We start from the raw sequence: 22,049 nt of genomic DNA, 5'->3' as shown, positions 1-22,049 counted from the left end.
CAAGTAGTGAAGCTGACACTCACATCATCGGGTTTCCCCTAGTGAGCCGATATGCTAGCGATTGCGACGCCGATGCGCGACAGACCGCCCGCATATCCCTTCATGAACCAATCATGTCAAAGAGCCATCGTCAGACAAAAAACGTGTGATCCGCCAACTTCCTGGCGTATCCCCTCGCGCCTTGCCTTCAGATTTTCCAGAGTTCCGCGTCGTCTTGCCGCCGCTTCCGTCCGTCACCGTCACGTTCCCGCTTCGGTGAGGGGGTATTTACGCAGCCGACCCGGAACCCGCAAGAGCAAAAAGTGCCTCCGTCACGAAAATTTTGCATTGCGCAGAAAAACTCGCAAAATCTGGTGGTTGGCGCAACAAACCCCACAACGGACGCGGCGTCGCGGCAATTTTCTTGCAGGCGCAGCAGGGCCGGACCGGCTTCAGGCCGAGGCGCGGCGCGCGGCAGAGGCCTTCGGGACCAGCCGCAGCGCCAGAAGCGCCAGCGCAAGGACCACATAGACCAGCACCTCGGTGGTCCAGACCTTGGACAAGAGCGCCAGATGCGCCACTCCAGCCAGAATCGCCACATAGGCCAGCCGGTGCAGCCGGCTCCAGGCCGCTGCCCCCATCCGCCGGATCGCCCCGTTCCACGAGGTCGCCGCCAGGGGAATCATCACCACGAATCCCACCATCCCCAGGATCACATAGGGCCGCTTCACCAGGTCCGCCGCCATCTCGGACCAGCGCAGGCCCATGTCGAGCCAGACCCAGGCCACCAGGTGCAGCGCCACATAGAGGAAGGCCAGGAGGCCCAGCGCCCGGCGGAAGCGGATCAGGTTCAGCCCGGCCCGGCGCAGGGGTGTGATCGCCAGCGAAGCCAGCAGGAACTGGAGGCCCAGCTCGCCCAGCCGATGCTCGATCGCCTTCACCGGATCGGGGCCGAGCGTGTTGGCCACCGCCCCCCAGACCAGAAGGCCCAGCGGCACCAGGCCCAGGAGATAGACCACCCAGGTCGGCAGGGCACGGGCCAGCCGGTTCAGCCGGTCCATCAGTAGTTCGCCTTCAGGTCCATCCCGGCGTAAAGCCCGGCCACCTCGGCCTCGTAGCCGTTGAACATCAGCGTGTCCTGCCGCCCGCCGAAAAGGCCGGATCCGATCACCCGTTCCGAGGCCTGGCTCCAGCGCGGGTGGCTGACGTTGGGGTTCACGTTGGAATAGAACCCGTATTCCTGCGGTTGCAGCATGTTCCAGGTGGTCGGCGGCATCTCGGCCGTCAGGCTGATCCGAACGATCGACTTGATCGACTTGAATCCGTATTTCCAAGGCACCACAAGGCGGATCGGCGCGCCGTTTTGCTTTGGCATCTCCTCGCCGTAAAGTCCGGTAGCCAAGATCGTCAGCGGATGCATCGCCTCGTCCAGGCGCAGCCCCTCGCGATAGGGCCATTGAATGAACGGCGAGGCCTGGCCCGGCATCTCCTCTGGCCGGACCAGCGTCTCGAAGGCCACGAACTGCGCCCCCGGCTGCACGCCGACCCGGTTCAAAAGGCCCGCGAGTTCAAAGCCGATCCAGGGCACGACCATCGACCACGCCTCGACGCAGCGGAAACGGTAGATGCGTTCCTCCAGCGGCTGCCCCTTGATCACATCGGCCAGATCATAGGTGCCGGGACGCTCCACCAGCCCGTCGATCACGATGGACCAGGGGTCCACGGTCAGCCCGCCCGCATAGCGCGCCGGATCGCCCTTGCCGGTGCCGAACTCGTAGAAGTTGTTGTAGCTGGTGATGTCCTCCAGGCTCGTGGGCGCGGCATCGGTGGAATAGCGGCTGGGCGCGGCCTCGATCCGGGCCAGGGCGGGGCTTGCGGCAAGGGCCGCGGCCCCCGCGATCAGCTGGCGGCGGTTCAGCCACTGGGCTTTCGGCGTGACTTCGGACCAGGTCAGGCGCATCGGCGGGCTCCATCAGGGTTTCGCCAAAGATGCGTCATCCTGCATGAAAGGCAAAGCAATCCGCGTCACGACTGCGGGACGGCGTTGAAACATGACGCGCAGATGTTCACGGTCGATGAACATTCCTCACGCCAGTTTGACTGGAAAACTGAGAACGGCGCGGCTTAGCGCAAGTCGCCTTCCGGTCAACCGCCCCTCACACGAATTTACCTCTGATCCGATGTCGCATCCCGGGCCTATCAGCCCGTGCCAATGACGGCATACCGATCATAACGGGAGTGACACCACATGATCCGCAGAACCTTTCTTGCGCTGACCGCCGCCACCGCCTTCGCCCTGCCTGCCTTTGCCGACGGCCACTCGAAGGACATCGTCGATACCGCCGTCGCGGCGGGCTCGTTCAACACGCTTGCGGCGGCCCTGACCGCTGCGGGCCTGGTCGAGACGCTGAAGGGCGAAGGCCCGTTCACCGTCTTCGCGCCGACCGACGCCGCCTTCGCCGCCCTGCCGGCCGGCACCGTCGAGGACCTTCTGAAGCCCGAGAACAAGGACAAGCTGACCGCGATCCTGACCTACCACGTCGTCCCGGGCAAGGTGATGTCCACCGACCTGACCGAGGGCATGAAGGCCGCCACCGTGAACGGAAAGGAGATCACCATTACCCTCGAAGGCGGGCCGAAGGTGAACGGTGCGGTGATCTCGGGGCCGGACGTCGAGGCCTCGAACGGCGTGATCCACGTCATCGACAGCGTGATCCTGCCGCCGGAAGGCTGACGCATCGGATCGGGGGCGCCAAAGGCGCCCCCGTCTTCATTGATCCAGCAGAGGGACAACACATGAACCGCCGCACGCTTTTCCGCCTTGCCGGGGCCGTCTCGATCGCCTCGCTGATCGCCGCCTGCGTTCCCGCGCCCAAGGAACCCGACATCATCGACATCGCCGCCTCGAACCCGGACTTCTCGACCCTGGTCGCCGCGGTCAAGGCCGCCGGGCTGGTCGAGACCCTGAAGGGCGATGGCCCCTTCACCGTCTTCGCGCCCACCAATGCCGCCTTTGCCGCCCTGCCGAAGGGCACGGTCGAGAACCTGCTCAAGCCCGAGAACAAGGACCAGCTGGTCAAGGTGCTGACCTACCATGTCGTCCCCGGCGCCGTGACTTCGGATCAGCTGGCCGGCAAGCGGATGGACGTGGCCACCGTCCAGGGCCAGACCGTCCACATCGACGGCCGCAACGGCGTCAAGGTCAACCGCTCGCGTGTGACGACCGCCGACATCATGGCCTCGAACGGCGTGATCCATGTCATCGACCGGGTGCTGCTGCCGAAATGACGAAAGGCCGCCCTTCCGGGCGGCCCCTTGCTGCACGGATCGGGGCGGGCCCACCGGCTCGCCCCGTTTCGCTTAGTGCACCACAGCCTCGGCCGGGCGTTCGCGGCGGCTGGCCACCACGCGCTCGCCGATGATCAGACCCTCGGGGCCTGCCGTCACGCGGATGGTCGAGCCGTCCATGACCTCGCCGGCCAGCAGCATCTCGGCCAGCGGATCCTGCAACTGGCGCTGGATCACCCGCTTCAGCGGCCGCGCCCCGAAGACCGGGTCGTAGCCCTCGTCCGCCAGCCAGGCCTTCGCGTCCGCATCCAGATCGAGCGTGATCTTCCGCGCGGCAAGCCGCTGTTCCAGCCGCTTCAGCTGGATCTCGACGATGCCCGCCATGTCCGCCCGGTTCAGCCGGTCGAAGATGATCTGCTCGTCCAGCCGGTTCAGGAACTCGGGCCGGAAATGGCTGCGCACCGCCTCCATCACCTCGGCCTTGGCCGCGCTGGAATCGGCACCTTCCGGCAGTTCCGACAGGGCCCGCGCGCCCAGGTTCGAGGTCAGGATGATCAGCGTCTGCTTGAAGTCCACGACCCGGCCCTGCCCGTCGGTCAGGCGACCGTCGTCCAGGACCTGGAGCAGCACGTTGAACACGTCGGGATGCGCCTTTTCCACCTCGTCGAACAGCACGACCTGGTAGGGCCGGCGCCGCACCGCTTCGGTCAGCACCCCGCCCTCGTCATAGCCGACATAGCCCGGAGGCGCGCCGATCAGCCGGGCCACGGAGTGCTTCTCCATGAACTCCGACATGTCGATCCGCACCATCGCACTGTCGTCGTCGAAGAGGTATTCGGCCAGCGCCTTGGTCAGCTCCGTCTTGCCGACGCCGGTCGGGCCGAGGAACAGGAAGCTGCCGAGCGGCCGGTTCTCGTCCGACAGCCCTGCCCGCGCCCGGCGGACGGCACGGCTGACGGCTTCCACCGCGGCCTTCTGCCCGACCACGCGCTTGCCAAGCTCCTCTTCCATCTTGAGCAGCTTTTCCTTCTCGCCTTCCAGCATCTTCGAGGTCGGAATGCCCGTCCAGCGTTCCACCACCTCGGCGATCTGCTCGGGCCGGACCGATTCCGACACCAGCGCCTCGCCCTCGCGGCCCTCGGCCTCGCCCAACTTCTTCTCCAGTTCCGGGATGCGGCCATACTGAAGCTCGCCGGCCTTGGCGAAGTTGCCCTCGCGCTTGGCCTGCTCCAGCTCCGCCCGGGCGGCGTCCAGCTGTTCCTTCAGGCTGCGCGCCGCCTCCAGGCTCGCCCGCTCGGCCTGCCACTTCGCCGTCAGTTCCGCCGATTGCTGTTGCAGGTTGGCAAGCTCCTTCTCCAGCTTCTCCAGCCGGTCCTTCGAGGCAACATCGGTCTCCTTCTTCAGGGCCTCGGCCTCGATCTGCAACTGCAGGATCTGGCGATCCAGCGCGTCCAGCTCCTCGGGCTTGGAATCCACCTCCATCCGCAGACGGCTCGCCGCCTCGTCCACCAGGTCGATGGCCTTGTCGGGCAGGAAGCGGTCGGTGATGTAGCGGTGGCTCAGCGTCGCCGCGGCAACCAGGGCCGAGTCGCTGATCTTCACCCCGTGGTGCAGCTCGTACTTCTCCTTGATCCCGCGCAGGATGCTGATCGTGTCCTCGACCGTCGGCTCGCTGACGAAGACCGGCTGGAAGCGGCGGGCAAGGGCCGCGTCCTTCTCCACATGCTTGCGATATTCGTCCAGCGTGGTCGCGCCGATGCAGTGCAGCTCACCGCGCGCAAGGGCGGGCTTGATGAGGTTCGCCGCATCCATCGCGCCTTCGGATTTGCCCGCGCCGACCAGCGTGTGCATCTCGTCGATGAACAGGATGATCTCGCCGGCCGCGGCCTCGATCTCCTTCAGAATGGCCTTGAGGCGCTCCTCGAACTCGCCGCGATACTTGGCGCCGGCGATCAGCGCGCCCATGTCCAGCGCCATCAGCCGCTTGTTGCGCAAGGACTCCGGCACGTCGCCGTTGACGATGCGCAGTGCCAGCCCTTCCGCGATCGCCGTCTTGCCGACGCCAGGCTCGCCGATCAGCACCGGGTTGTTCTTCGTGCGACGCGACAGCACCTGCATCGCGCGGCGGATTTCCTCGTCGCGGCCGATGATCGGGTCGATCTTGCCGTCGCGCGCCTGTTCCGTCAGGTCACGGGCGTATTTCTTCAGGGCCTCCATCGTGTCTTCCGACGAGGCGCTGTCCGCCGTCCGCCCCTTGCGGATGTCGTTGATCGCGGCGTTCAGGCCCTGGGCCGTCACCGCCCCCGCCGTCAGCGCATCCTTGGCGCGCGTGTTCACCAGCGCCAGCGCCGTCAACAGGCGCTCGACCGGCACAAAGCTGTCCCCGGCCTTCTTCGCCACGGTCTCGGCCTCGTCCAGCACCCGCACCAGCTGCGGGTCGATGTAGGTCTGGCCGTCGCCGCCCGAAACCTTCGGCAGCTTGGCGATCGCGGCATTCACCGCCGCATTGACCTGCTCGGGGCTGCCGCCCGCCTTGCGGATCAGGTTCGCCGCAAGTCCCTGGTCGTCATCCATGAGTGCCTTCAGCAGGTGATCGGGCAGCACGCGCTGGTGGCTTTCCCGCATCGCGATGGTCTGGGCGGCCTGAAGGAAACCGCGCGACCGCTCCGTGAATTTCTCCAAATTCATTGGTCATTCTCCTCTCGTGAAGCGCCCTGCCTGCGGTGCCCGGAACCCCAGCCCACCGCGTGAAGGCCTTGCCTCTCATCTGGGCAGGCCCGACAGTCTTTGCAATCCCCGGCTGCGCAAAAACCACAGGTTCGGAAAACCTGTCGCAGACACGGGCCTTCGGCCTTTCCTTGCCGATGCCCCGGCCGGCCATCGGCGACATCGGGCCGCCCCGTCCGGGGCCGGGTCCGGCAGCTCTTGCATCGTGCGGGCGCGGTCTCACATGGTCAGTGCTTCCGAACCCGAAAGGTGCCGCCATGAGCGACGCGAAACTGCCCCTGATCCACAAGGCCCCGGTCGAGGGCCTTGCGATCCATGTCGCCCGCACCGGCCTGTCCATCGGCGACCAGGCCCGTCTCGACCGGCTGTCGGACGGGCGGATCGGCGTCTTCGCCCGACTGCGGAAACCGATCCTGGGCCTGATCCCCCATCACCGCGAAGGCCTGGTCGGCCATCTCGGCCCGGTCGCCGAAGAGATCGTCTCCCCCAGCCTCGCCCATGGCGACGAGCTGCGCGTGCGCATCATCGACCTCGTGCCCGAGCATCTGGCCAACGGCTACCCGCCCGAAGTCTACATCTCGGTCTGGGGCGACCCGCGCCACCTGCACAGCAGCCTGCCCCCGATCGACCTGCCGCCAGCCCCGGACCCCAAGCCCCGGTCGCCGAAGGGCCTCAGCGGTCTGAGACCGGCCTAAGGTTCATAGCGCACATAGGCGAAGGCACTGCCGTCGGGCGCCCAGCAGGGCACGTTGATGGTGCCCTGCCCGCCGGTGAACTCCCGCACCCGACGCCGGTCGCCGCCCTCGGGGTCGCAGAGGACCAGGGCCACCTCAAGGTCGGCCGGATGGCCGGTCGTCCCCGGCGGGTAGGCCAGATACAGAAGATGCCGCCCGTCGGGCGAGGGGTGCGGGAACCAGTTGACGAACCCGTCCGCGAACAGCTGCCGCTGCCCCGACCCGTCCGCCGCCATCACCCAGATCTGCGCATGGCCCGTGCGGTCGCAGTTATAGTAGATGCGGCCGCCGTCCGGGCTGAAGTCCGGCCCGTCGCAATGGCCCTCTCCGCGGGTCAGCCGCCGCTCCGCCTGCCCCGGCACCACCGTGTAGACATCGATCACCCGGCTCCCGCCGCGCGCCGCGACATAGGCCAGCACCCGCCCGTCCGGCGAGACGCCATGCCACCAGCTCGGCGCCTCGGCGGTGATCCGCTCCGGCGCGCCGCCAGTCACCGGCACCACATAGATCCGGCTGCCCTCTCCCTCGTGATGCGAGGACAGGATGATCGTCGTCCCGTCCGGGCTGATCCCGTGATCGTTGTTGCACTGCACCGCCGCGCCCGTCTCCACCGGCTCCAGAGCCGGGGCATCCAGCGGCACCCGGAACAGCCGCCCCTCCCCGTTCACCAGCAGCCAATCGCCCGAGGGCGCCCAGTTCGGCGCCTCGATCCGCCCCTCGACCGCCAGCACCTCGCGCACCCGGCCGGTCGCCACCGCATAGGTCTCGATGATGCTGCGCACGACGGAAGCCCCTCGAATTCGATTCAAACCTGCACTTGCCCTTTCGGAAATACTCCGCAGGGGGTCCGGGGGACGCGAAGTCCCCCGGCGGCCTGCCAGTGGCACTTACCCCCGGTCCTTCGCGACCAGAAGCTTCCTCGGCCGCAATGCCTCCGCCGCCTTGAACAGGCTGAAGGTCTGGTTGACATAGTTCACCACGCCCGAGACCTTCTCCAGATAGGCCTGCAACTCCGCCGTCCGCTCGGCCTCGACCAGCTGCACCGGGCGCGAAGGGTCCATGCCCTCGAACTGCACATAGAACAGGGGCTCTCCCCGCCGCAGGATCAGGTCCTTCTGCGGCTCGTGCCATTCGAAGGCCCACATCAGCGGCCGCGGCCAGATCGAGATCGGGAAGCGACCGCCGAAGATCGTGCCGGGCAGGGGGTCGGACCGGTAATGCGCGAAGGCCGACAGCTGGCTCAGATAGACCATCTCGTCGGCGATGAAGTAATAGGGCAGGTGCAGTTGCACCGTCGGCCGGTCGGGAAAACGCCACTCGGCCTCGCTGACCAGCGTCAGCACCTCGTTCAGCTTCGACGACCGGATGGGCGAGGAGGCCCCGGCCTTGTTCACCAGCACCGGCTTGCCCTTCTCGTCGCGCTGAAAGCCTATGTGCAGGTCGAAGGGGCATTTCACCATGAAATACCGGCTTTCCAGCTGGATCACCGCCGGACAGCGGCTCGCCGACTTGGCATGCGCCTTGTTCGGCGGGCGGATCTGCACCCGCTCGGGCGGATCGTAAAGGACGGCCCCCTTGTCCTGCGCCAGGAACCAGCCCACCACCAGGGGCCCGGAGTCCGGCCCCTCCTCGGGCCGCTCGTAACTCAGGGTGATGTCCATCGCCTGCTCCTATTCCAGCGCCCTGCGCAGGGCACGCACCGCCTCCGCATCGGTCCGCCGCAGCACCGGCGGGGCAAAGCCCATCTCGACCGCCCGGCCCGCGACAGGGACCGAGGCCGAACATGAGGCATGAATCTCGGCAATGCCAAGCCCCTTGAAGAGCGCCGCATTTGCCGGCGTGACACCCGACCCCGGCATCACCGTGATCCGCCCCTCAGCCCTTGCCAGCAGCGACGCGATCCGCGCCGCCCCGGCCTCGGCCGTGACCGCGCCGCCTGAGGTCAGTATCCGGTGAAAGCCAAGGCCCACCGCCTGCTCCAGGGCCTCCTCCATGTCCGGCGCCAGATCGATGCAGCGGTGCAGCACCAGTTCCATGCCGCGCGCCGCCGTCACCAGGCGCCTCAACACCGGCACATCCAGCCGCCCGTCCGGCAGCGACGCGCCCAGCACCACCCCCGCCAGCCCCGCCCCCCGGACGGCGGCGATCTCGGCCTCCATCATCGCGACCTCGGCCGCCGACCAGACGAAATCGCCTGCCCGAGGCCGGACCATCGCCACCACCGGCACGCTGCAGCGCGCCGCCGCGGCGATCAGCCCTGCCGACGGCGTCAGACCGCCCAGGGCCAAGGCGGCGCAGAGCTCGATCCGGTCCGCGCCACCCGCGACGGCCTCGATCAGGCCCTCGGCGCTGTCCACACAGACCTCCAGCGTCACCCCCAAGCCGCCACCCCCGCCATCGCCGCGCCCAGCAACCCCGCATCCGCGCCACACTCCGCCGGCACCAGCAACGGCCTGCGAGAGCGCCGCAGCACGCGGACCCGAACCGCCTCGTCCAGGTACTCCACCAGCCCCGGAGCCTTCGACAACCCACCGCCCACCGGCACCACCTCCGCGCCGACCACATTCACCACCATCGCCAGCGGGCCTGCCACCAGCTCGCGCCACAGGGCCATCGTCTCGCCAGCCTCCGCCTCGCCCGCGATCCAGCCCGCGACGATCGCCTCGGCGCCGAGGAGCTCGGCCGTCCGCTTGCGGTGCAGGCGCTCGAGACCCCGCGCGCTGCCCACCGTATCGATACAGCCCACCTGCCCGCAGCCGCAGCGGAAGGCGAACTCTCCCCGGATCACGGGTCCATGCCCCCATTCCCCGGCATAGCTGCCCGCTCCGGTCATCACGCGCCCGCCGACCACCAGCCCGCCGCCGACCCCCGAACCCAGGATCACCCCGAAGACCGTGGACCGACCGCGCCCGGCCCCCATTTCCGCCTCGGCCAGCGCAAAGCAGTCGGCGTCGTTCAGAACCCTGACCGGACGCCCGGTCGCCGCCCCGATCCGGCATTCCAGCGAAATGCCGTCGATCGCCGGGATGTTCGCAACCCTGCCAATCCCGCTGACCGGGTCCACGACTCCGGCGATCGAGATCGCGATGCCTTGCTCATGTCCGGTCACGAAACCCGTTACGGCCGCCAGGAAGGCACCCGGATCGTCACCGGGGGTCGGCACCTCGCCCAGGGGCCGCAAGGCCCCATCCCAGGCGGCCGCCCGGATCCGGCTGCCGCCGATGTCGAATGCCAGGATCATTCTGTCCCCGTTCTGACGCCGTTCCGGCCCCGTTTGCCGCCAGTCTTGACAGCCCATCCCCGCCCCGTCAAACCGCCTGCAACGCAGGAGACCCCGATGACCGCAGATGATCGCCTGATCGTGGCGCTGGACGTTGCAAACGTGGTCCAGGGTCTGGACCTTGTGGCCCGGATCGGCGACGCGGCCAGCTTCTACAAGATCGGCCTCGGGATGCTGACTGGCGGCGGTCTGGCACTGGCCAACGAGCTCAAGCACGAACAGGGCAAGCGCGTCTTCCTCGACATGAAACTCTTCGACATCGGCGCCACGATCGAGGCCGCCGTCCGGGGCCTGGCGCAATACGACCTCGATTTCCTCACCGTCCACGGCGACCCGCAGGTCGTCACCGCCGCCGCCACCGGCAAGCGCGGCACGGACCTGAAGATCCTTGCCGTCACGATCCTCACCTCGCTCGACCGCGCCGATCTGGACGCGAACCTCATCAAGCCCGGTGACATCCACGAGATTACCCTGGAACGCGCTGCCCGCGCGCTGGCCGCCGGAGCGGACGGCGTCATCGCCAGTCCGCAGGAGGCGGCGATGATCCGCGCGCTACCCGAAGCGGCGGGCAAGCTGATCGTCACCCCCGGCATCCGCCCCGCCGGGGTAGCCACCGGCGACCAGAAGCGCATCGCCACCCCGCGCCAGGCCATCGCCGACGGCGCGGACCACATCGTCGTCGGCCGCCCGATCTGGCAGGCCACCGATCCCGCCGCCGCCGCCCGCGCCGTGATCGCCGAACTGCCCTGATCGCGCCAAGGGACTACCTTGCCAGAGGGCCCGATCTGCTCTTGCCCTTTTCGGAAATACTCTCGGGGGGTCTGGGGGGCGAAGCGCCCCCAGCGCCCGCCCAGCAGCATGCCCGATTCCTTTCGGAATCCTTTACGAAAATTTTCAACGTATTGATTTTCAAGTATTATCGGCTCTTGTCCACCGTGGACAGGTCAGGCCAGCAGCCGCGCCCCGTCCCGGCTGGTGATCCGGACCTCGAGGATCGCCCCCTCCGGCTGGTCCGCGGCGAAGGCCACCTCGGCGAATCCCTCGGTCCGTCCGATCCGGGGTCCCTCGGTCAGCACGCGGTGGACCTGCCCCACCTGCGCGGCGAGATGGGCGGCCAGCACCGCTTCGCCCAGCGTCCGCAACCGGGCGGCGCGCTCGCGGATCTCGGCCCCCGGCACCTGCGGCATCCGGGCGGCCGGGGTGCCCTTGCGGGGCGAGAAGGGAAAGACATGCAGGAAGGTCAGCCCGCAGTCCGCGACCAGATCGAGGCTCTGCCGGAACATCGCCTCGGTCTCGGTCGGAAAGCCCGCGATGATGTCGGCCCCGAATACGATGCCGGGCCTCAGCCGCCGCGCCTCCTCGCAGAAGCGGATCGCGTCGTCGCGCAGATGCCGCCGCTTCATCCGTTTCAGGATCAGGTCGTCCCCGGCCTGCAGCGACAGGTGCAGGTGCGGCATCAGCCGCGGCTCGGTCGCGATCGCCTCCATCAGCGCCGGGTCGGCCTCGATCGAATCGATGGAACTGATCCGCAGCCGGGGAATCGCCGTCAGCTTCAGGATCCGCCGCACCAGATCGCCCAGGCGCGGCTGGCCGGGCAGGTCGGCGCCCCAGGAGGTCAGGTCCACCCCGGTCAGCACCACCTCGTTGAAGCCGCGGTCCACCAGCCGGCTGATCTGCTCGACCACCACCCCCGCCGGGACCGAGCGCGAATTGCCCCGGCCGTAGGGGATGATGCAGAAGGTGCAGCGATGGTCGCAGCCGTTCTGGACCTGGACATAGGCCCGATGCCGGCCGAACCCGTCGATCAGATGCCCGGCCGTCTCGCGCACCGACATGATGTCATCGACCTGCACCTTCTCGGTCGCGCCGATCAGGTCCGGCGCGGCAAGGCCCTTCCAGGTCTCGGGCTGCATCTTCTCGTGGTTGCCGACGACACGGGTCACCTCGGGCATGGCGGCGAAGGTCTCGGGCTCGGTCTGCGCGGCGCAGCCGGTCACGATGATCGGTGCGCCCGGATTCTCGCGGGACAGACGGCGGATTTCCTGCTTGGCCTTGCGCACCGCCTCGGCGGTGACGGCGCAGGTGTTGACGATCACCGCGTCCGACAATCCCGCCGCCGTGGCCAGTTCCTTCATCGCCTCGGTCTCGTAGGCATTCAGCCGGCAGCCGAGCGTGGCAAAGACCGGAGGTTTCACCGGATGGGCGGGCGCGTTCATCGGTGGGCCGCCAGGTAGTCGGGCGACAGCACCCCGTCGAAGACCCGCGCTACCGGGCCGGTCAGCCAGACGCCATCCTCGCGCCAGTCCACCTCCAGCGTGCCGCCGTCCGCCTCCAGCACCACACGCCGCCCGGTCAGCCCGCGCAGATGCGCCGCGACCGCCGTGGCGCAGGCGCCGGAGCCGCAGGCGAGCGTGATCCCCGTCCCCCGCTCCCAGACCCGCATCCGCAGGTGGTCGGGGCCAAGCGGGCTTGCGAACTCCACATTCGTGCGCTGTGGAAACAGCGGGTCATGCTCGATGCCGGGGCCGAGCGTGGCCAGGTCCACCGCCTCGGCATCGGCGACGAAGTGGACGCAATGGGGGTTCCCCATGCCCATAGCCGCTGGATCGCCCGGCAGGGGCAGGTGCAGCGGATCGACCGCGCGTGCCAGCGGGATCGCAGCCCAGTCGAGTTGCGGCGGCCCCATGTTCACCGCAACCCGGCCGTCCTCCAGACGCTCCGCCCGCAACCCGCCGCGCGCGGTGACCAGCGAGACCCGGTCCCGCCCCAGACCGCGCATCACATGGTCCGAGACGCAGCGGGTCGCATTGCCGCAGGCCCCGGCCTGGCTGCCGTCGCTGTTCCAGAACACCAGCCCGAAATCGGCGCCGGGCGCATCGGTGATCTCGGCCAGCTGGTCGAAGCCCACGCCCCGGTGCCGATCCCCCAGCGCCCGCGCCAGCGCAGGCGTGACCACCGCCCCGCGCCCGCGCGAGTCGATCACCACAAAGTCGTTGCCCGCGCCATGCATTTTCATGAACGGCAGGCCGGTCTGCGCCCAGGTCTCCATCATGCCCCGGCATATACGCCCGCACCCGAAGATTTGCCAGTGCCGCTCGTTTTTGCCCTTGACCCTGTGGGCGGGCTTGCCTAATCAGCCGCCTCGTGGGGCCGGTAGCTCAGTTGGTAGAGCAGCTGACTTTTAATCAGCGGGTCACAGGTTCGAATCCTGTCCGGCTCACCACCACTTCCTGAAAGCCGTGGACTGTATTGCGGGTGGACCCGACGGACCGGGCTTTACCCATCTGGCACGGCATGGCCTGCTTTTGGTCAAAGTTGTGCTCCAATTCATCGGCTCTGCTTTCGATTGTAACCGTGCAAGGAGTTCCCGATGAACCGTCGCCAGATCCTGTTGTCCTTTCCCGCAGCCCTGATCCTGCCGGCGCCGCTGCTCGCCGAGGGCGACGCGCTGCAATCCGCCTTCGAGGGCCTGTCCCCCGCCGCCCGCCGCGCCGCGCAGGAGCAGCTGGCCATGGCCGGCTTCTATTCCGGTGGCATCGACGGCGCCTATGGTCCGGGCACGCGCCGCGGTCTGGTGCAGGCGGCCGCGTTCATTGAGCAGAACAGCTATGGCCGCACCCGATTCGATCTGGGCTCTGCCAAGGGCGCTGCGGCCTTTGTCCAGGCGCTGGCAAGCGGGGATCTGGGCAAGTATCTCTGGGGCGAGGGCGACGAAAGCGACGGCGGCTGACGGTCGGATGCGGCGGGGCAAGGCCGGTCAGATCATCTTGATCGTGTCCTTGCCCACCGCCAGCATGTAGCCCCGCCGGGCGATGGTCTTGACCAGCAGTTCCGACACAAGCTGGTTGCCCAGCGCGTCGCGCAGCCGCTTCACGCGGGTCGCCCCGGCGGCCTCGTCGCAGTCGGCCTCGTTCCGGCCCGAGATCACCGCCTCGATCTGGGCGCCGGTCAGGACCTCGTCGTCCATCCGCGCCTCGGCCAGGACCGACAGCGTTTCCAGCGCCGCCTCGGTCAGCTGGAATTCCATGTCGTTGATGTAGACCGCCCGCGCCTCGCGGGAAATCATCAGGCTTGCGACCTGGATCCCCGACCGCTGGATCGCCGAGATGCGGCGGTTCAGCGCGATGATCATGACCAGGAACACCAGCGCCGCGATCAGGAGCGCGGTCGAGAACACCAGAAGCACGAAGATCACGCTGCGATAGCTGACCAGCACCTCGGAAAAGGCGGTGCCGGATTGCGCGAGGATCTCCAGCAGCTTGATCTCGGCGCCCGAGCGCAGGTCGTCGTTCTCGACGAATATGCGTTCGACACGCGCATTGAAGGCGTTCGCGTCCGGCAGGTTCAGGAACAGGAACAGGGCCGCCGCCAGCAGGATCAGGACGATGGCTGCGATACCGAAGGCGACGACGCGGTTGCCCGCCTTGAGACTCTCAGTAACGGAGGAAGAAGTCTCCGGCACTCGCTTTCCTTTCCTCAAGCCCTTCGGGCCCGAATGTGGACAGAACGGTCAGCAAGGTCCAGCCACCCGATGCAAGCCTCGGCGCGAGTTCGCCTTCGGCCGCGCCGGGGCTGCAATTGCCGTCCGACACCTGCGAGACACCGTAGATCAGCTTGAGCGGTTCGTCACGCTTGGCCTTGTAGTCGGCATAGCATTCGGCCGAGGCCGGCCCGGCTAGGGCCAGGGCAAGCGCAACTGCGACAGAAGCGGTCAGTCTTTTCATTTTTCCGGCTCCGGAAAGGAGGCTGCTCGATTTGCCCTCGGACAATGCGCGCGGGCGCGCTGATATTCAATATCAGGCAAGAAGTTGCGGCCTTGTTATCGGATAGCAAGTCAGGTCTGCCGCACCGCTATGGCCTAGCAGGCGGACGATATTGCTTACCCGGGAGGCATGGGTCGAGCGTGGGTCATCGAGGTCGCGGACCATCGGCAGCGACCGCAAAGACCAACAGACCCCCAGCAGGAGGCACGCATGTCCGTCGAATTCAGAAGCAAGTCGCATCGCATCGCGTCGCATGGCATATCGGAAAGCACGCTGACCGGACGCCGCTTTGCCGCAATGCTGACCGGCGGCGCCGCGGCGCTGGCGCTGGTGCTGGCCACCGCGATCCCGGCCAAGGCCGACAAGAAGGACGACCTGGCCAAGGCGCTGATCGCGGCTCTTGTCGTCGGCGCCATAGCACATGAACTGAAGGACCGCGACCGGCCGGCGCCGGCGCCAGCCCCCGCACCCCTGCCCGAGCCGGTGTCGTCCAGGCGCGTTCCATCTGTCTGCGCAATATCGATCGACGGGGCGGACCGTTCGGTCTCGCTCTACCCCGAAAGCTGCCTGCGTGCGGAAGGCTTTCGCCACCGCCTGCCGCGCGGCTGTTCCAATGGCGCGACGATCTTCGGCGAACGGGACCGGGTCTATTCGGCGAAATGCCTGCGCGACGCCGGTTTCCGCGTGCAGGGCAACTGACATCCGGGCCGCCGAGGCGGCCTTGACCGAGACGGGACCGCCCTGATCCCGTCTCCTGCTGGGGGTGGGAGGGTGAGCAGCTCCCGCCCCCTTTTTCCGGCGCCGGTTCCGCGCTAGGTGGACACATGGCCCGCAACCTTCCCGATTTCCTGCACGAGACCGAGGCGCTCTGCACCGGCGCCCTGCGGGTGGTCGGCGTGGACGAGGTTGGGCGCGGACCCCTGGCCGGCCCGGTGACCGCCTGTGCCGTGCGGCTGGACCCCGCCCGGATCCCGGCGGGCCTGCGCGATTCCAAGATGCTGACGGCTGCGCGGCGCGAGGCGTTGTTCGACGAGATCATGGCGCTGGCCGAGGTCTCGGTCGCGCATGCCAGTGTCGAGGAGATCGACAGCCTGAACATCCTTCGCGCCAGCCACCTGGCGATGGAGCGGGCGGTGGCGGGCCTTGACGCGGACCACGCCCTGATCGACGGCAACCTGGTCCCGCGCGGGCTGGCCTGTCCGGCGACGGCCATCGTCAAGGGCGACGCGCGCTGCCTGTCGATTGCGGCGGCATCCATCGTGGCCAAGGTCACGCGCGACCGGATCATGGTGGATTTGGCGCAACAGCACCCCGGCTACGGCTGGGAAGCCAATGCCGGCTACCCGACCAAGGCGCATCTGGAGGCGCTGCAAACTCTGGGCGTCACCCCTTGGCATAGACGTTCGTTCCGCCCCGTCCACAACATATTGTATCAAGCGAATTCTGTAAGTTCTTGATTCAAAAAAGAATTTGACGACGAATCGGCTGTGACTCATGATTCCCTGCAACATCGGCACGCAAGATGCCGGGGGCAGAGGCAGAGACATGACGACCAGGAATACCGCGGCGGAAGGGGCGCTTCCGCTGAACCAGATCCTTGCCGGCGACTGCGTGGAGGTGATGAATTCCCTCCCGCCTTCCTCCGTGGACCTGATCTTCGCCGACCCGCCCTACAACCTGCAGCTCAAGGGTGAGCTGCACCGGCCCGACAATTCGAAGGTCGATGCGGTGGACGATCACTGGGACCAGTTCTCCAGCTTTGCCGCCTACGACGCCTTCACCCGCGACTGGCTGGCGGCCGCAAGGCGCCTGCTGAAGCCTCACGGGGCGATCTGGGTGATCGGCAGCTACCACAATGTGTTTCGCCTGGGGGCCGAATTGCAGAACCAGGGTTTCTGGCTGCTTAACGATGTCATCTGGCGCAAGTCGAACCCCATGCCGAACTTCAAGGGCAAGCGGCTCACCAACGCGCACGAGACGCTGATCTGGGCCAGCCGCGACGAGGCGGCGAAATACACCTTCAACTACGAGGCGCTGAAGGCGCTGAACGACGGCGTGCAGATGCGGTCGGACTGGGTGATCCCGCTCTGCACCGGGCACGAGCGGCTGAAGGACGAGAACGGCGACAAGGCCCATCCGACGCAGAAGCCCGAGGCGCTGCTGCACCGGGTGCTGGTCGCCACCACCAATCCCGGCGACGTGGTGCTGGACCCGTTCTTCGGCACCGGCACCACGGGTGCGGTCGCCAAGATGCTGGGCCGCGACTTCATCGGCATCGAACGCGAAGCCGCCTATCGCAAGGCTGCCGCCGAGCGGATCGCACGGGTCCGCCGCTTCGACGCCTCGGCGCTGGAGGTCTCGGGCTCGAAACGCGCCGAGCCGCGGGTGCCCTTCGGCCAGGTGGTCGAACGCGGGATGCTGCGGCCGGGGGAAGAGCTTTTCAGCCTGGGCAACCGCTTCAAGGCCAAGGTGCGGGCCGACGGCACGCTGATCGGCAATGACGTGAAGGGCTCGATCCACCAGGTCGGCGCGGCGCTGGAAGGCGCGCCCTCCTGCAACGGCTGGACCTACTGGCACTTCAAGCGCGACGGCAAGCTGGTCCCCATCGACATCCTGCGGCAACAGATCCGGGCCGAGATGGAGGCCGACGGCAGCCGCACGCACTGAGATTTCGGAACACGCCTGTCCCCCGGTCCGCCTGGGGGACACCTTCACCCCGCCGGGATGTCCTGGCGGGGTTTTTTCCGTTCCTTGGCCTCGAGTTGGTTGATCCCGGCCCCCAGGTTTCCTATCCCGGTTCTGATATCGGGATGGAACACGGATGGTCTTTCGCCGACGCAAGCCACTCAGCCTCTGGCAAAAGCTGCGCGCCCTGGTGCTGCCGCGAGGTGGCTGGGGCCGGGCGTTCCGCTATCTGCGCCATCGCGCCAGCCGCATCCCCGACGCACCGCACCGGATCGCGCGGGGGATCGCCTGCGGGGTCTTCGCCTCCTTCACGCCGCTGTTCGGGCTGCATTTCTTCCTGGCGGTGTTCCTGGCCTGGATCATCCGCGGCAACATCATCGCCTCGCTGATCGGCACCGCGGCAGGCAACCCCCTGACCTTCCCGTTCATCGCGATGCTGTCGATCGACCTCGGCCAGACGATCCTGGGCACCAGGGCCGATGGGGTTCCCATGTCGCAGGTCATGACGGCCTTCGGACAGGCGGGCGACGAGATCTACCGGAATGTCCGTGCGATCTTCACCGCAGAGGAGATGCGCTGGGACCGGCTGGAGCGGTTCTTCCGCGGCGTGTTCCTGCCCTATCTGGTCGGTGGCATGGGCCCCGGCCTGGTCGCGGCGATCGCGTCGTACTGGCTCAGCCTGCCGGCCCTGAACGGCTATCAGAAACTGCGGGCTGCCAGGCGCGAGGCGCGGGCACAGAAGCTGTCGGCGAAGGCCGAGGCGACAGATGAAGGGAACGGGAAATGAACGGTGCGAATGCCCTGGTCGAGACGCTGCTGGCCTCGGGTGTCAGGGTCTGCTTTGCCAATCCCGGAACGTCCGAGATGCATTTCGTCGCGGCGCTGGACCGCCACCCCGAGATGCGCTGCATCCTCTGCCTGTTCGAGGGCGGAGTGTCCGGCGCGGCGGACGGCTACTACCGAATGGCGGGAGAGGTGGCAGCGACGCTTCTGCATCTGGCGCCCGGCTTCGGCAACGCCTTCGCCAACCTGCACAATGCCCGAAAGGCGCAGTCGGGTGTCCTGAACATCATGGGCGACCATGCCGACTATCATCTGCGCTTCGAGGCGCCGCTGAAGGGCGACACGGTGGGCGTGTCGCAGGCCGTGTCGCACTGGACGCGCGTCTGTTCCGAGGCAGGCAAGGTTGCGCAGGACGCTGCCGAGGCGGTGCAGGCCGCACGGGCGAAGGGTGGGCAGATCGCCACGCTGATCCTGCCGGCAAACACCGCCTGGGAGCCGGCCACGGGCCACGCGGTCGCCGCCCCTCCGCCAGCGCTGCGCCGGCCCTCCGAGGCCGAGGTGAAGGCCGCCGCCAGGGCGCTGCGCCAGCCGGGGGCGGTGCTCCTGGTCGATGGGCCGGTGCTGTTCACTGACCTTGGCCTGCTGGCGAAACGGCTGACCAAGGCGGCGGGGGCGCGGCTGATGCAGCCCTTCTTCGTCAGCCGTTTCCGCCGTGGGGCGGGCGCGGTGAGGATCGAGCGCATGGCCTACCGGATCGAAGAGAACCTGAAGCTCTTGCAGGGCGCCCCGGCGCTGGTCCTCTGCGGCACGACCCGTCCGGCGGGCTTCTTCGCCTATCCCGGGCTTCCCTCCACCCCGGACGACCCCGACACCCGGCTGATCGACCTGTGCAGCCGCGACATGGACATCGCCTGGACCCTTCAGGCGCTGGCCGCCGAACTGGGCGAGGCCGCGCTTGGGTCGGAGGATTTCGTGTCCCTCGACCTGCCCGCCCTGCCCGAGGGCGAGCTGACCGTTACCAAGGTCGGCGAGGCGATCGCCGCGCTTATGCCCGAGGACGCGGTGGTGGTGGACGAGGGGATCTCGGCCTCCTACTTCCTTGCGCCGGGGCTGAAGCGGGCGCGGGGGCATGATGCGCTGACGATCACCGGCGGCTCGATCGGCTTTGGCCTGCCCAATGCCGTGGGCGCGGCGGTGGCCTGCCCGGACCGCAAGGTCGTGGTGCTGGAGGGCGACGGGTCGGGGATGTACACGCTGCAGTCGCTGTGGACCATGGCGCGCGAGGGGCTGGACGTGACCGTGGTGATCTTCGCCAACCGCGGCTACCAGATCCTGCGCGACGAGCTGGCGGCGATGGGGGTGAACGAGGTCGGTCGCAACGCGCAACGCATGTTCGATGTCGAGGGGCCGGCGCTGGACTGGGTGGCGCTGGCGCAGGGGCATGGCGTGGCGGGAGTGCGTGTCGCCGACATGGCCGGCTTCAACACCGCCTTTGCCGAGGCAATGGCCCAGCGCGGCCCGCGGCTGATCGAGGTCGTCTGCTGAGCCCGCTCAGCCTGCGACCGGGTTCAGCGCCTTGTTGTAGGGGTGCCAATCGCCGATGTCGGGGTAATGCCGACGCCGCCAGGCGCGGACGCGGGGGTTCATGATCCGCTTCCACAAGGGCGGGACCATCGCTGCCATGGTCATCAGCGGATAGCCGAAGGGCAGCTGCGGCGCCTCTTCCGGCGGGTAGGTCTGCAGGACCGGAAAGCGCCTATCGGGTTTGTAGTGATGGTCGGAATGGCGCTGGAGATTGATCAGCAGCCAGTTCGAGGCGCGCTGGTCCGCGTTCCAGCTGTGGCGCGGCAGGACATGTTCATAGCGTCCCCCGCCGAGATGGCGGCGCGTCAGGCCGTAGTGTTCGATGTAGTTCACCAGCTCCAGCTGCCAGATCGCGGTGACGGCCTGGACCAGGAACAGCCCCAACCCCTCCCAGCCGCCCAGCCCCAGTGCAAGCGCGAGAAACCCTGCCTGCAAGGCGGCATAGCGCCAGAACGGGTTTGTCCGGTGCCACCAGGGCAGGCCGCGCCGGGCCAGCATCACCACCTCGGCCCGCCAGGCCGAAGGCGGGCATTGCCGCAGCACGCGGGGGAAATAGCGATGGAAGCCCTCGTTGTAGCGCGCGGTCACCGGATCGCGTGGAGTGCCGACATGGATGTGGTGGACGCGCAGATGTTCCGACCGGAAATGCGAATACAGCACCGAGGCGAGGAGCAGGTCGGCAAGCCAGCGCTCCAGCCGCGACCTCTGGTGCATCAGCTCATGCGCATAGTTGATGCCGATGGTGCCCGAGACGACCCCCATGCCGAAGAACAGCGCCAGCTTCTCGCCGGCGTCCAGGTGGTCGGCGCGCGGGACGAACCAGAGCATGGCCACCAGCAGCGCAAGCTGGATCGGGAACCAGACCAGCGTGACCATCCGGTAGGCGCCCAGCTGCGCCTCTGGCGTCTGCGGATCGGGATTGGCTGTGTTGTGGCCGGTGATTGCATCCAGCAGGGTGAAAAGCCACCAGGTCGAGAGAGGCAGGAGCGCGATGGTCCAGCCGCCGAACCAGAGCCCGATGACCGCGAGCGGCGGCAGGGCAAGGGACAGCCAGAACGGCAGGACGGCGGGCAAAGGGCTCATGCCGGCAGTCTAGATCAAGCTCGACCGGCATCAAAGTCGCCAACGGGCGGGTGGCCAAGATTTTTCGTCGAAGAATCTTGGCTTTGTTCCGGATCATCCTGAAAGCTGACCCCGGGCGAGATCCCAGGCCTTGCGCATGACCGTGGGCAGGTCGGCAGGGCGGAACTGGTGGTGCGGGATCATCTCGCCCCGGTCCGGGGGGCCGTCCAGCCGGGCGACCCGGACCGACAGGATCAGGTGGAAATGGGTGAAGGTGTGGCGCACCTCGCCGATATCCTGCCAGTCGGCGACGGCCGGTGCCGGCCCCCCCTGCCCGTCCCAGCCGTCCCCGGGAAAACCCAGCATCCCGCCGAGGAGGCCCTTCTCCGGGCGGCGTTCCAGGAGGATGGCGCCGTCCCCGTGACCAAGCCAGAGCGTGCCGCGCCGGATGGGCTTGTCGGGCTTCGGGGTCTTGCGGGGAAGCTCGGCCTGGACGCCCCTTGCCCGTGCGCGGCAGGCATCCGACCACGGACAGATCCCGCAGGCCGGAGAGCGGGGGGTGCAGATGGTGGCGCCGAGGTCCATGATGGCCTGGGCATAGTCGCCGGGGCGGGAGGTCGGGGTCAGCCGGGCGGCTAGCGCCGTGAGTTCCGGCTTGGCGGCGGGAAGCGGGGTCTCGACCAGGTGAAGGCGCGCGATCACGCGCTCGACGTTGCCATCGACCACGGTCGCGGGTTCGTCGAAGGCGATGGCCGCGATGGCGGAGGCCGTGTAGGGCCCGATCCCGGGCAGTGCCAGAAGGGCGTCGCGGGTCGCGGGGAACCGGCCACCATGGTCCGAGGCGACCGCCCGGGCGCATCTGAGCAGATTGCGGGCGCGGGCGTAGTAGCCCAGTCCCGCCCATTCGCCCATCACCTGCGCATCCTCGGCGGCGGCAAGGTCGTTTACCGTGGGCCAGCGCGCGGTGAAGCGGTGGAAGTAATCCTTCACCGCCGCGACGGTGGTCTGCTGCAGCATGACCTCGGACAGCCAGACGCGGTAGGGGTCGGGGCGGATGCCCGCTGCACGGTCCTGTGGCGGGACCCGCCAGGGCATCGCGCGGGCGAAGCGGTCGTACCAGGACAGGAGCCGGGCGGAAAGGGATTCGGGGGCCTGCATCGGGGC

At 67.9% G+C, this 22,049-nt stretch carries 23 protein-coding genes and 1 tRNA gene; 11 read left to right on the top strand and 13 right to left on the bottom strand.

Annotated elements, in window-relative coordinates; translation table 11 throughout:
- Nucleotides 1-431: 431 nt before the first annotated feature.
- The gene (gene msrQ, locus FL625_RS10420) at nucleotides 432-1,040 is read right to left on the bottom strand and encodes a protein-methionine-sulfoxide reductase heme-binding subunit MsrQ (protein WP_149588597.1); all 609 of its coding nucleotides are present in this window, start codon (nucleotides 1,038-1,040) and stop codon (nucleotides 432-434) included.
- Nucleotides 1,040-1,939, bottom strand: a complete 900-nt coding sequence (msrP, locus tag FL625_RS10415) for a protein-methionine-sulfoxide reductase catalytic subunit MsrP (RefSeq protein WP_149588596.1) — start codon at nucleotides 1,937-1,939, stop codon at nucleotides 1,040-1,042. Before msrP ends, msrQ begins: the two co-directional genes overlap by 1 nt.
- A gap of 288 nt (nucleotides 1,940-2,227) precedes the next feature.
- Between msrP and FL625_RS10410 the strand changes: the two genes are divergently transcribed.
- A complete protein-coding gene (locus FL625_RS10410) occupies nucleotides 2,228-2,713 on the top strand; it encodes a fasciclin domain-containing protein (protein ID WP_149588595.1) in 486 nt (161 codons plus the stop codon).
- Nucleotides 2,714-2,775: 62 nt separating this feature from the next.
- Complete coding sequence (locus FL625_RS10405) at nucleotides 2,776-3,267, top strand: fasciclin domain-containing protein (protein ID WP_149588594.1); 492 nt, start codon at nucleotides 2,776-2,778, stop codon at nucleotides 3,265-3,267.
- Between the two features lie 72 nt (nucleotides 3,268-3,339).
- Here FL625_RS10405 and clpB read toward each other — a convergent pair whose 3' ends face one another.
- Nucleotides 3,340-5,955, bottom strand: a complete 2,616-nt coding sequence (gene clpB, locus FL625_RS10400; RefSeq protein ID WP_149588593.1) for an ATP-dependent chaperone ClpB — start codon at nucleotides 5,953-5,955, stop codon at nucleotides 3,340-3,342.
- Between the two features lie 296 nt (nucleotides 5,956-6,251).
- Between clpB and FL625_RS10395 the strand changes: the two genes are divergently transcribed.
- A complete protein-coding gene (locus FL625_RS10395; RefSeq protein ID WP_149588592.1) occupies nucleotides 6,252-6,689 on the top strand; it encodes a hypothetical protein in 438 nt (145 codons plus the stop codon).
- Here FL625_RS10395 and FL625_RS10390 read toward each other — a convergent pair.
- The 4 genes from FL625_RS10390 to FL625_RS18230 all read right to left on the bottom strand — a co-directional run bounded on the left by FL625_RS10390 (nucleotide 6,686) and on the right by FL625_RS18230 (nucleotide 9,969).
- Complete coding sequence (locus tag FL625_RS10390; protein WP_149588591.1) at nucleotides 6,686-7,510, bottom strand: TolB family protein; 825 nt, start codon at nucleotides 7,508-7,510, stop codon at nucleotides 6,686-6,688. The two genes, FL625_RS10395 and FL625_RS10390, sit on opposite strands and share 4 nt — an antisense overlap.
- A gap of 105 nt (nucleotides 7,511-7,615) precedes the next feature.
- Nucleotides 7,616-8,389: a hypothetical protein gene (locus tag FL625_RS10385; protein WP_149588590.1), complete on the bottom strand. Its 774-nt coding sequence runs from the start codon at nucleotides 8,387-8,389 to the stop codon at nucleotides 7,616-7,618.
- Between the two features lie 9 nt (nucleotides 8,390-8,398).
- Nucleotides 8,399-9,103 carry a copper homeostasis protein CutC gene (locus FL625_RS18235; protein WP_200833923.1) on the bottom strand — a complete coding sequence of 235 codons (705 nt, stop codon included), beginning with the start codon at nucleotides 9,101-9,103 and terminating at the stop codon, nucleotides 8,399-8,401.
- Nucleotides 9,100-9,969 (bottom strand): ROK family protein, encoded by an 870-nt coding sequence (locus FL625_RS18230; protein ID WP_200833921.1) that lies wholly within the window; start codon nucleotides 9,967-9,969, stop codon nucleotides 9,100-9,102. Before FL625_RS18230 ends, FL625_RS18235 begins: the two co-directional genes overlap by 4 nt.
- Before the next feature lie 96 nt (nucleotides 9,970-10,065).
- Between FL625_RS18230 and pyrF the strand changes: the two genes are divergently transcribed.
- Nucleotides 10,066-10,758 (top strand): orotidine-5'-phosphate decarboxylase, encoded by a 693-nt coding sequence (pyrF, locus tag FL625_RS10375; RefSeq protein WP_149588588.1) that lies wholly within the window; start codon nucleotides 10,066-10,068, stop codon nucleotides 10,756-10,758.
- 194 nt (nucleotides 10,759-10,952) lie between these two features.
- On the opposite strand, the gene mtaB is transcribed toward pyrF, so the two are convergent.
- Both mtaB and dapF read right to left on the bottom strand, forming a co-directional pair.
- Nucleotides 10,953-12,203, bottom strand: coding sequence for a tRNA (N(6)-L-threonylcarbamoyladenosine(37)-C(2))-methylthiotransferase MtaB (gene mtaB, locus FL625_RS10370; protein ID WP_149588613.1), 1,251 nt, complete (start codon nucleotides 12,201-12,203; stop codon nucleotides 10,953-10,955).
- Between the two features lie 17 nt (nucleotides 12,204-12,220).
- Nucleotides 12,221-13,060: a diaminopimelate epimerase gene (gene dapF / locus FL625_RS10365; RefSeq protein WP_149588587.1), complete on the bottom strand. Its 840-nt coding sequence runs from the start codon at nucleotides 13,058-13,060 to the stop codon at nucleotides 12,221-12,223.
- Nucleotides 13,061-13,155: 95 nt separating this feature from the next.
- Between dapF and FL625_RS10360 the strand changes: the two genes are divergently transcribed.
- Both FL625_RS10360 and FL625_RS10355 read left to right on the top strand, forming a co-directional pair.
- Nucleotides 13,156-13,231 (top strand) — tRNA-Lys (locus FL625_RS10360).
- A 147-nt stretch (nucleotides 13,232-13,378) separates the two neighbouring features.
- The gene (locus FL625_RS10355) at nucleotides 13,379-13,738 is read left to right on the top strand and encodes a peptidoglycan-binding domain-containing protein (protein ID WP_149588586.1); all 360 of its coding nucleotides are present in this window, start codon (nucleotides 13,379-13,381) and stop codon (nucleotides 13,736-13,738) included.
- Nucleotides 13,739-13,765: 27 nt separating this feature from the next.
- On the opposite strand, the gene FL625_RS10350 is transcribed toward FL625_RS10355, so the two are convergent.
- Both FL625_RS10350 and FL625_RS10345 read right to left on the bottom strand, forming a co-directional pair.
- Nucleotides 13,766-14,470 (bottom strand): winged helix-turn-helix domain-containing protein, encoded by a 705-nt coding sequence (locus FL625_RS10350; protein ID WP_149588585.1) that lies wholly within the window; start codon nucleotides 14,468-14,470, stop codon nucleotides 13,766-13,768.
- Entirely contained in the window at nucleotides 14,442-14,732 is a 291-nt protein-coding gene (locus FL625_RS10345) for a hypothetical protein (RefSeq protein ID WP_149588584.1), read from the bottom strand. Before FL625_RS10345 ends, FL625_RS10350 begins: the two co-directional genes overlap by 29 nt.
- Before the next feature lie 249 nt (nucleotides 14,733-14,981).
- Between FL625_RS10345 and FL625_RS10340 the strand changes: the two genes are divergently transcribed.
- From FL625_RS10340 to FL625_RS10320, 5 genes are all read left to right on the top strand, one after another.
- Nucleotides 14,982-15,470 (top strand): hypothetical protein, encoded by a 489-nt coding sequence (locus FL625_RS10340; RefSeq protein WP_149588583.1) that lies wholly within the window; start codon nucleotides 14,982-14,984, stop codon nucleotides 15,468-15,470.
- A 125-nt stretch (nucleotides 15,471-15,595) separates the two neighbouring features.
- Complete coding sequence (gene rnhB, locus FL625_RS10335; protein WP_149588582.1) at nucleotides 15,596-16,228, top strand: ribonuclease HII; 633 nt, start codon at nucleotides 15,596-15,598, stop codon at nucleotides 16,226-16,228.
- 88 nt (nucleotides 16,229-16,316) lie between these two features.
- The gene (locus FL625_RS10330) at nucleotides 16,317-17,438 is read left to right on the top strand and encodes a site-specific DNA-methyltransferase (RefSeq protein WP_149588581.1); all 1,122 of its coding nucleotides are present in this window, start codon (nucleotides 16,317-16,319) and stop codon (nucleotides 17,436-17,438) included.
- Between the two features lie 154 nt (nucleotides 17,439-17,592).
- Entirely contained in the window at nucleotides 17,593-18,243 is a 651-nt protein-coding gene (locus tag FL625_RS10325; RefSeq protein WP_149588580.1) for a DUF2062 domain-containing protein, read from the top strand.
- Entirely contained in the window at nucleotides 18,240-19,784 is a 1,545-nt protein-coding gene (locus tag FL625_RS10320) for an acetolactate synthase large subunit (protein ID WP_149588579.1), read from the top strand. The genes FL625_RS10325 and FL625_RS10320 overlap by 4 nt, the downstream gene beginning before the upstream one ends.
- A 6-nt stretch (nucleotides 19,785-19,790) precedes the next feature.
- Here the strand turns inward: FL625_RS10320 and FL625_RS10315 are convergent, their stop codons facing one another.
- Nucleotides 19,791-20,906 (bottom strand): alkane 1-monooxygenase, encoded by a 1,116-nt coding sequence (locus FL625_RS10315; RefSeq protein WP_149588578.1) that lies wholly within the window; start codon nucleotides 20,904-20,906, stop codon nucleotides 19,791-19,793.
- Between the two features lie 93 nt (nucleotides 20,907-20,999).
- Nucleotides 21,000-22,043: an A/G-specific adenine glycosylase gene (gene mutY / locus FL625_RS10310; RefSeq protein ID WP_149588577.1), complete on the bottom strand. Its 1,044-nt coding sequence runs from the start codon at nucleotides 22,041-22,043 to the stop codon at nucleotides 21,000-21,002.
- Nucleotides 22,044-22,049: the final 6 nt, after the last annotated feature.

The organism is Tabrizicola flagellatus, from assembly GCF_008271465.1.
Classification (GTDB): Bacteria; Pseudomonadota; Alphaproteobacteria; order Rhodobacterales; family Rhodobacteraceae; genus Tabrizicola; species Tabrizicola flagellata.
The sequence above is the reverse complement of the archived record's forward strand: the minus strand, read 5'-3'. Positions and strand labels throughout refer to the sequence as shown.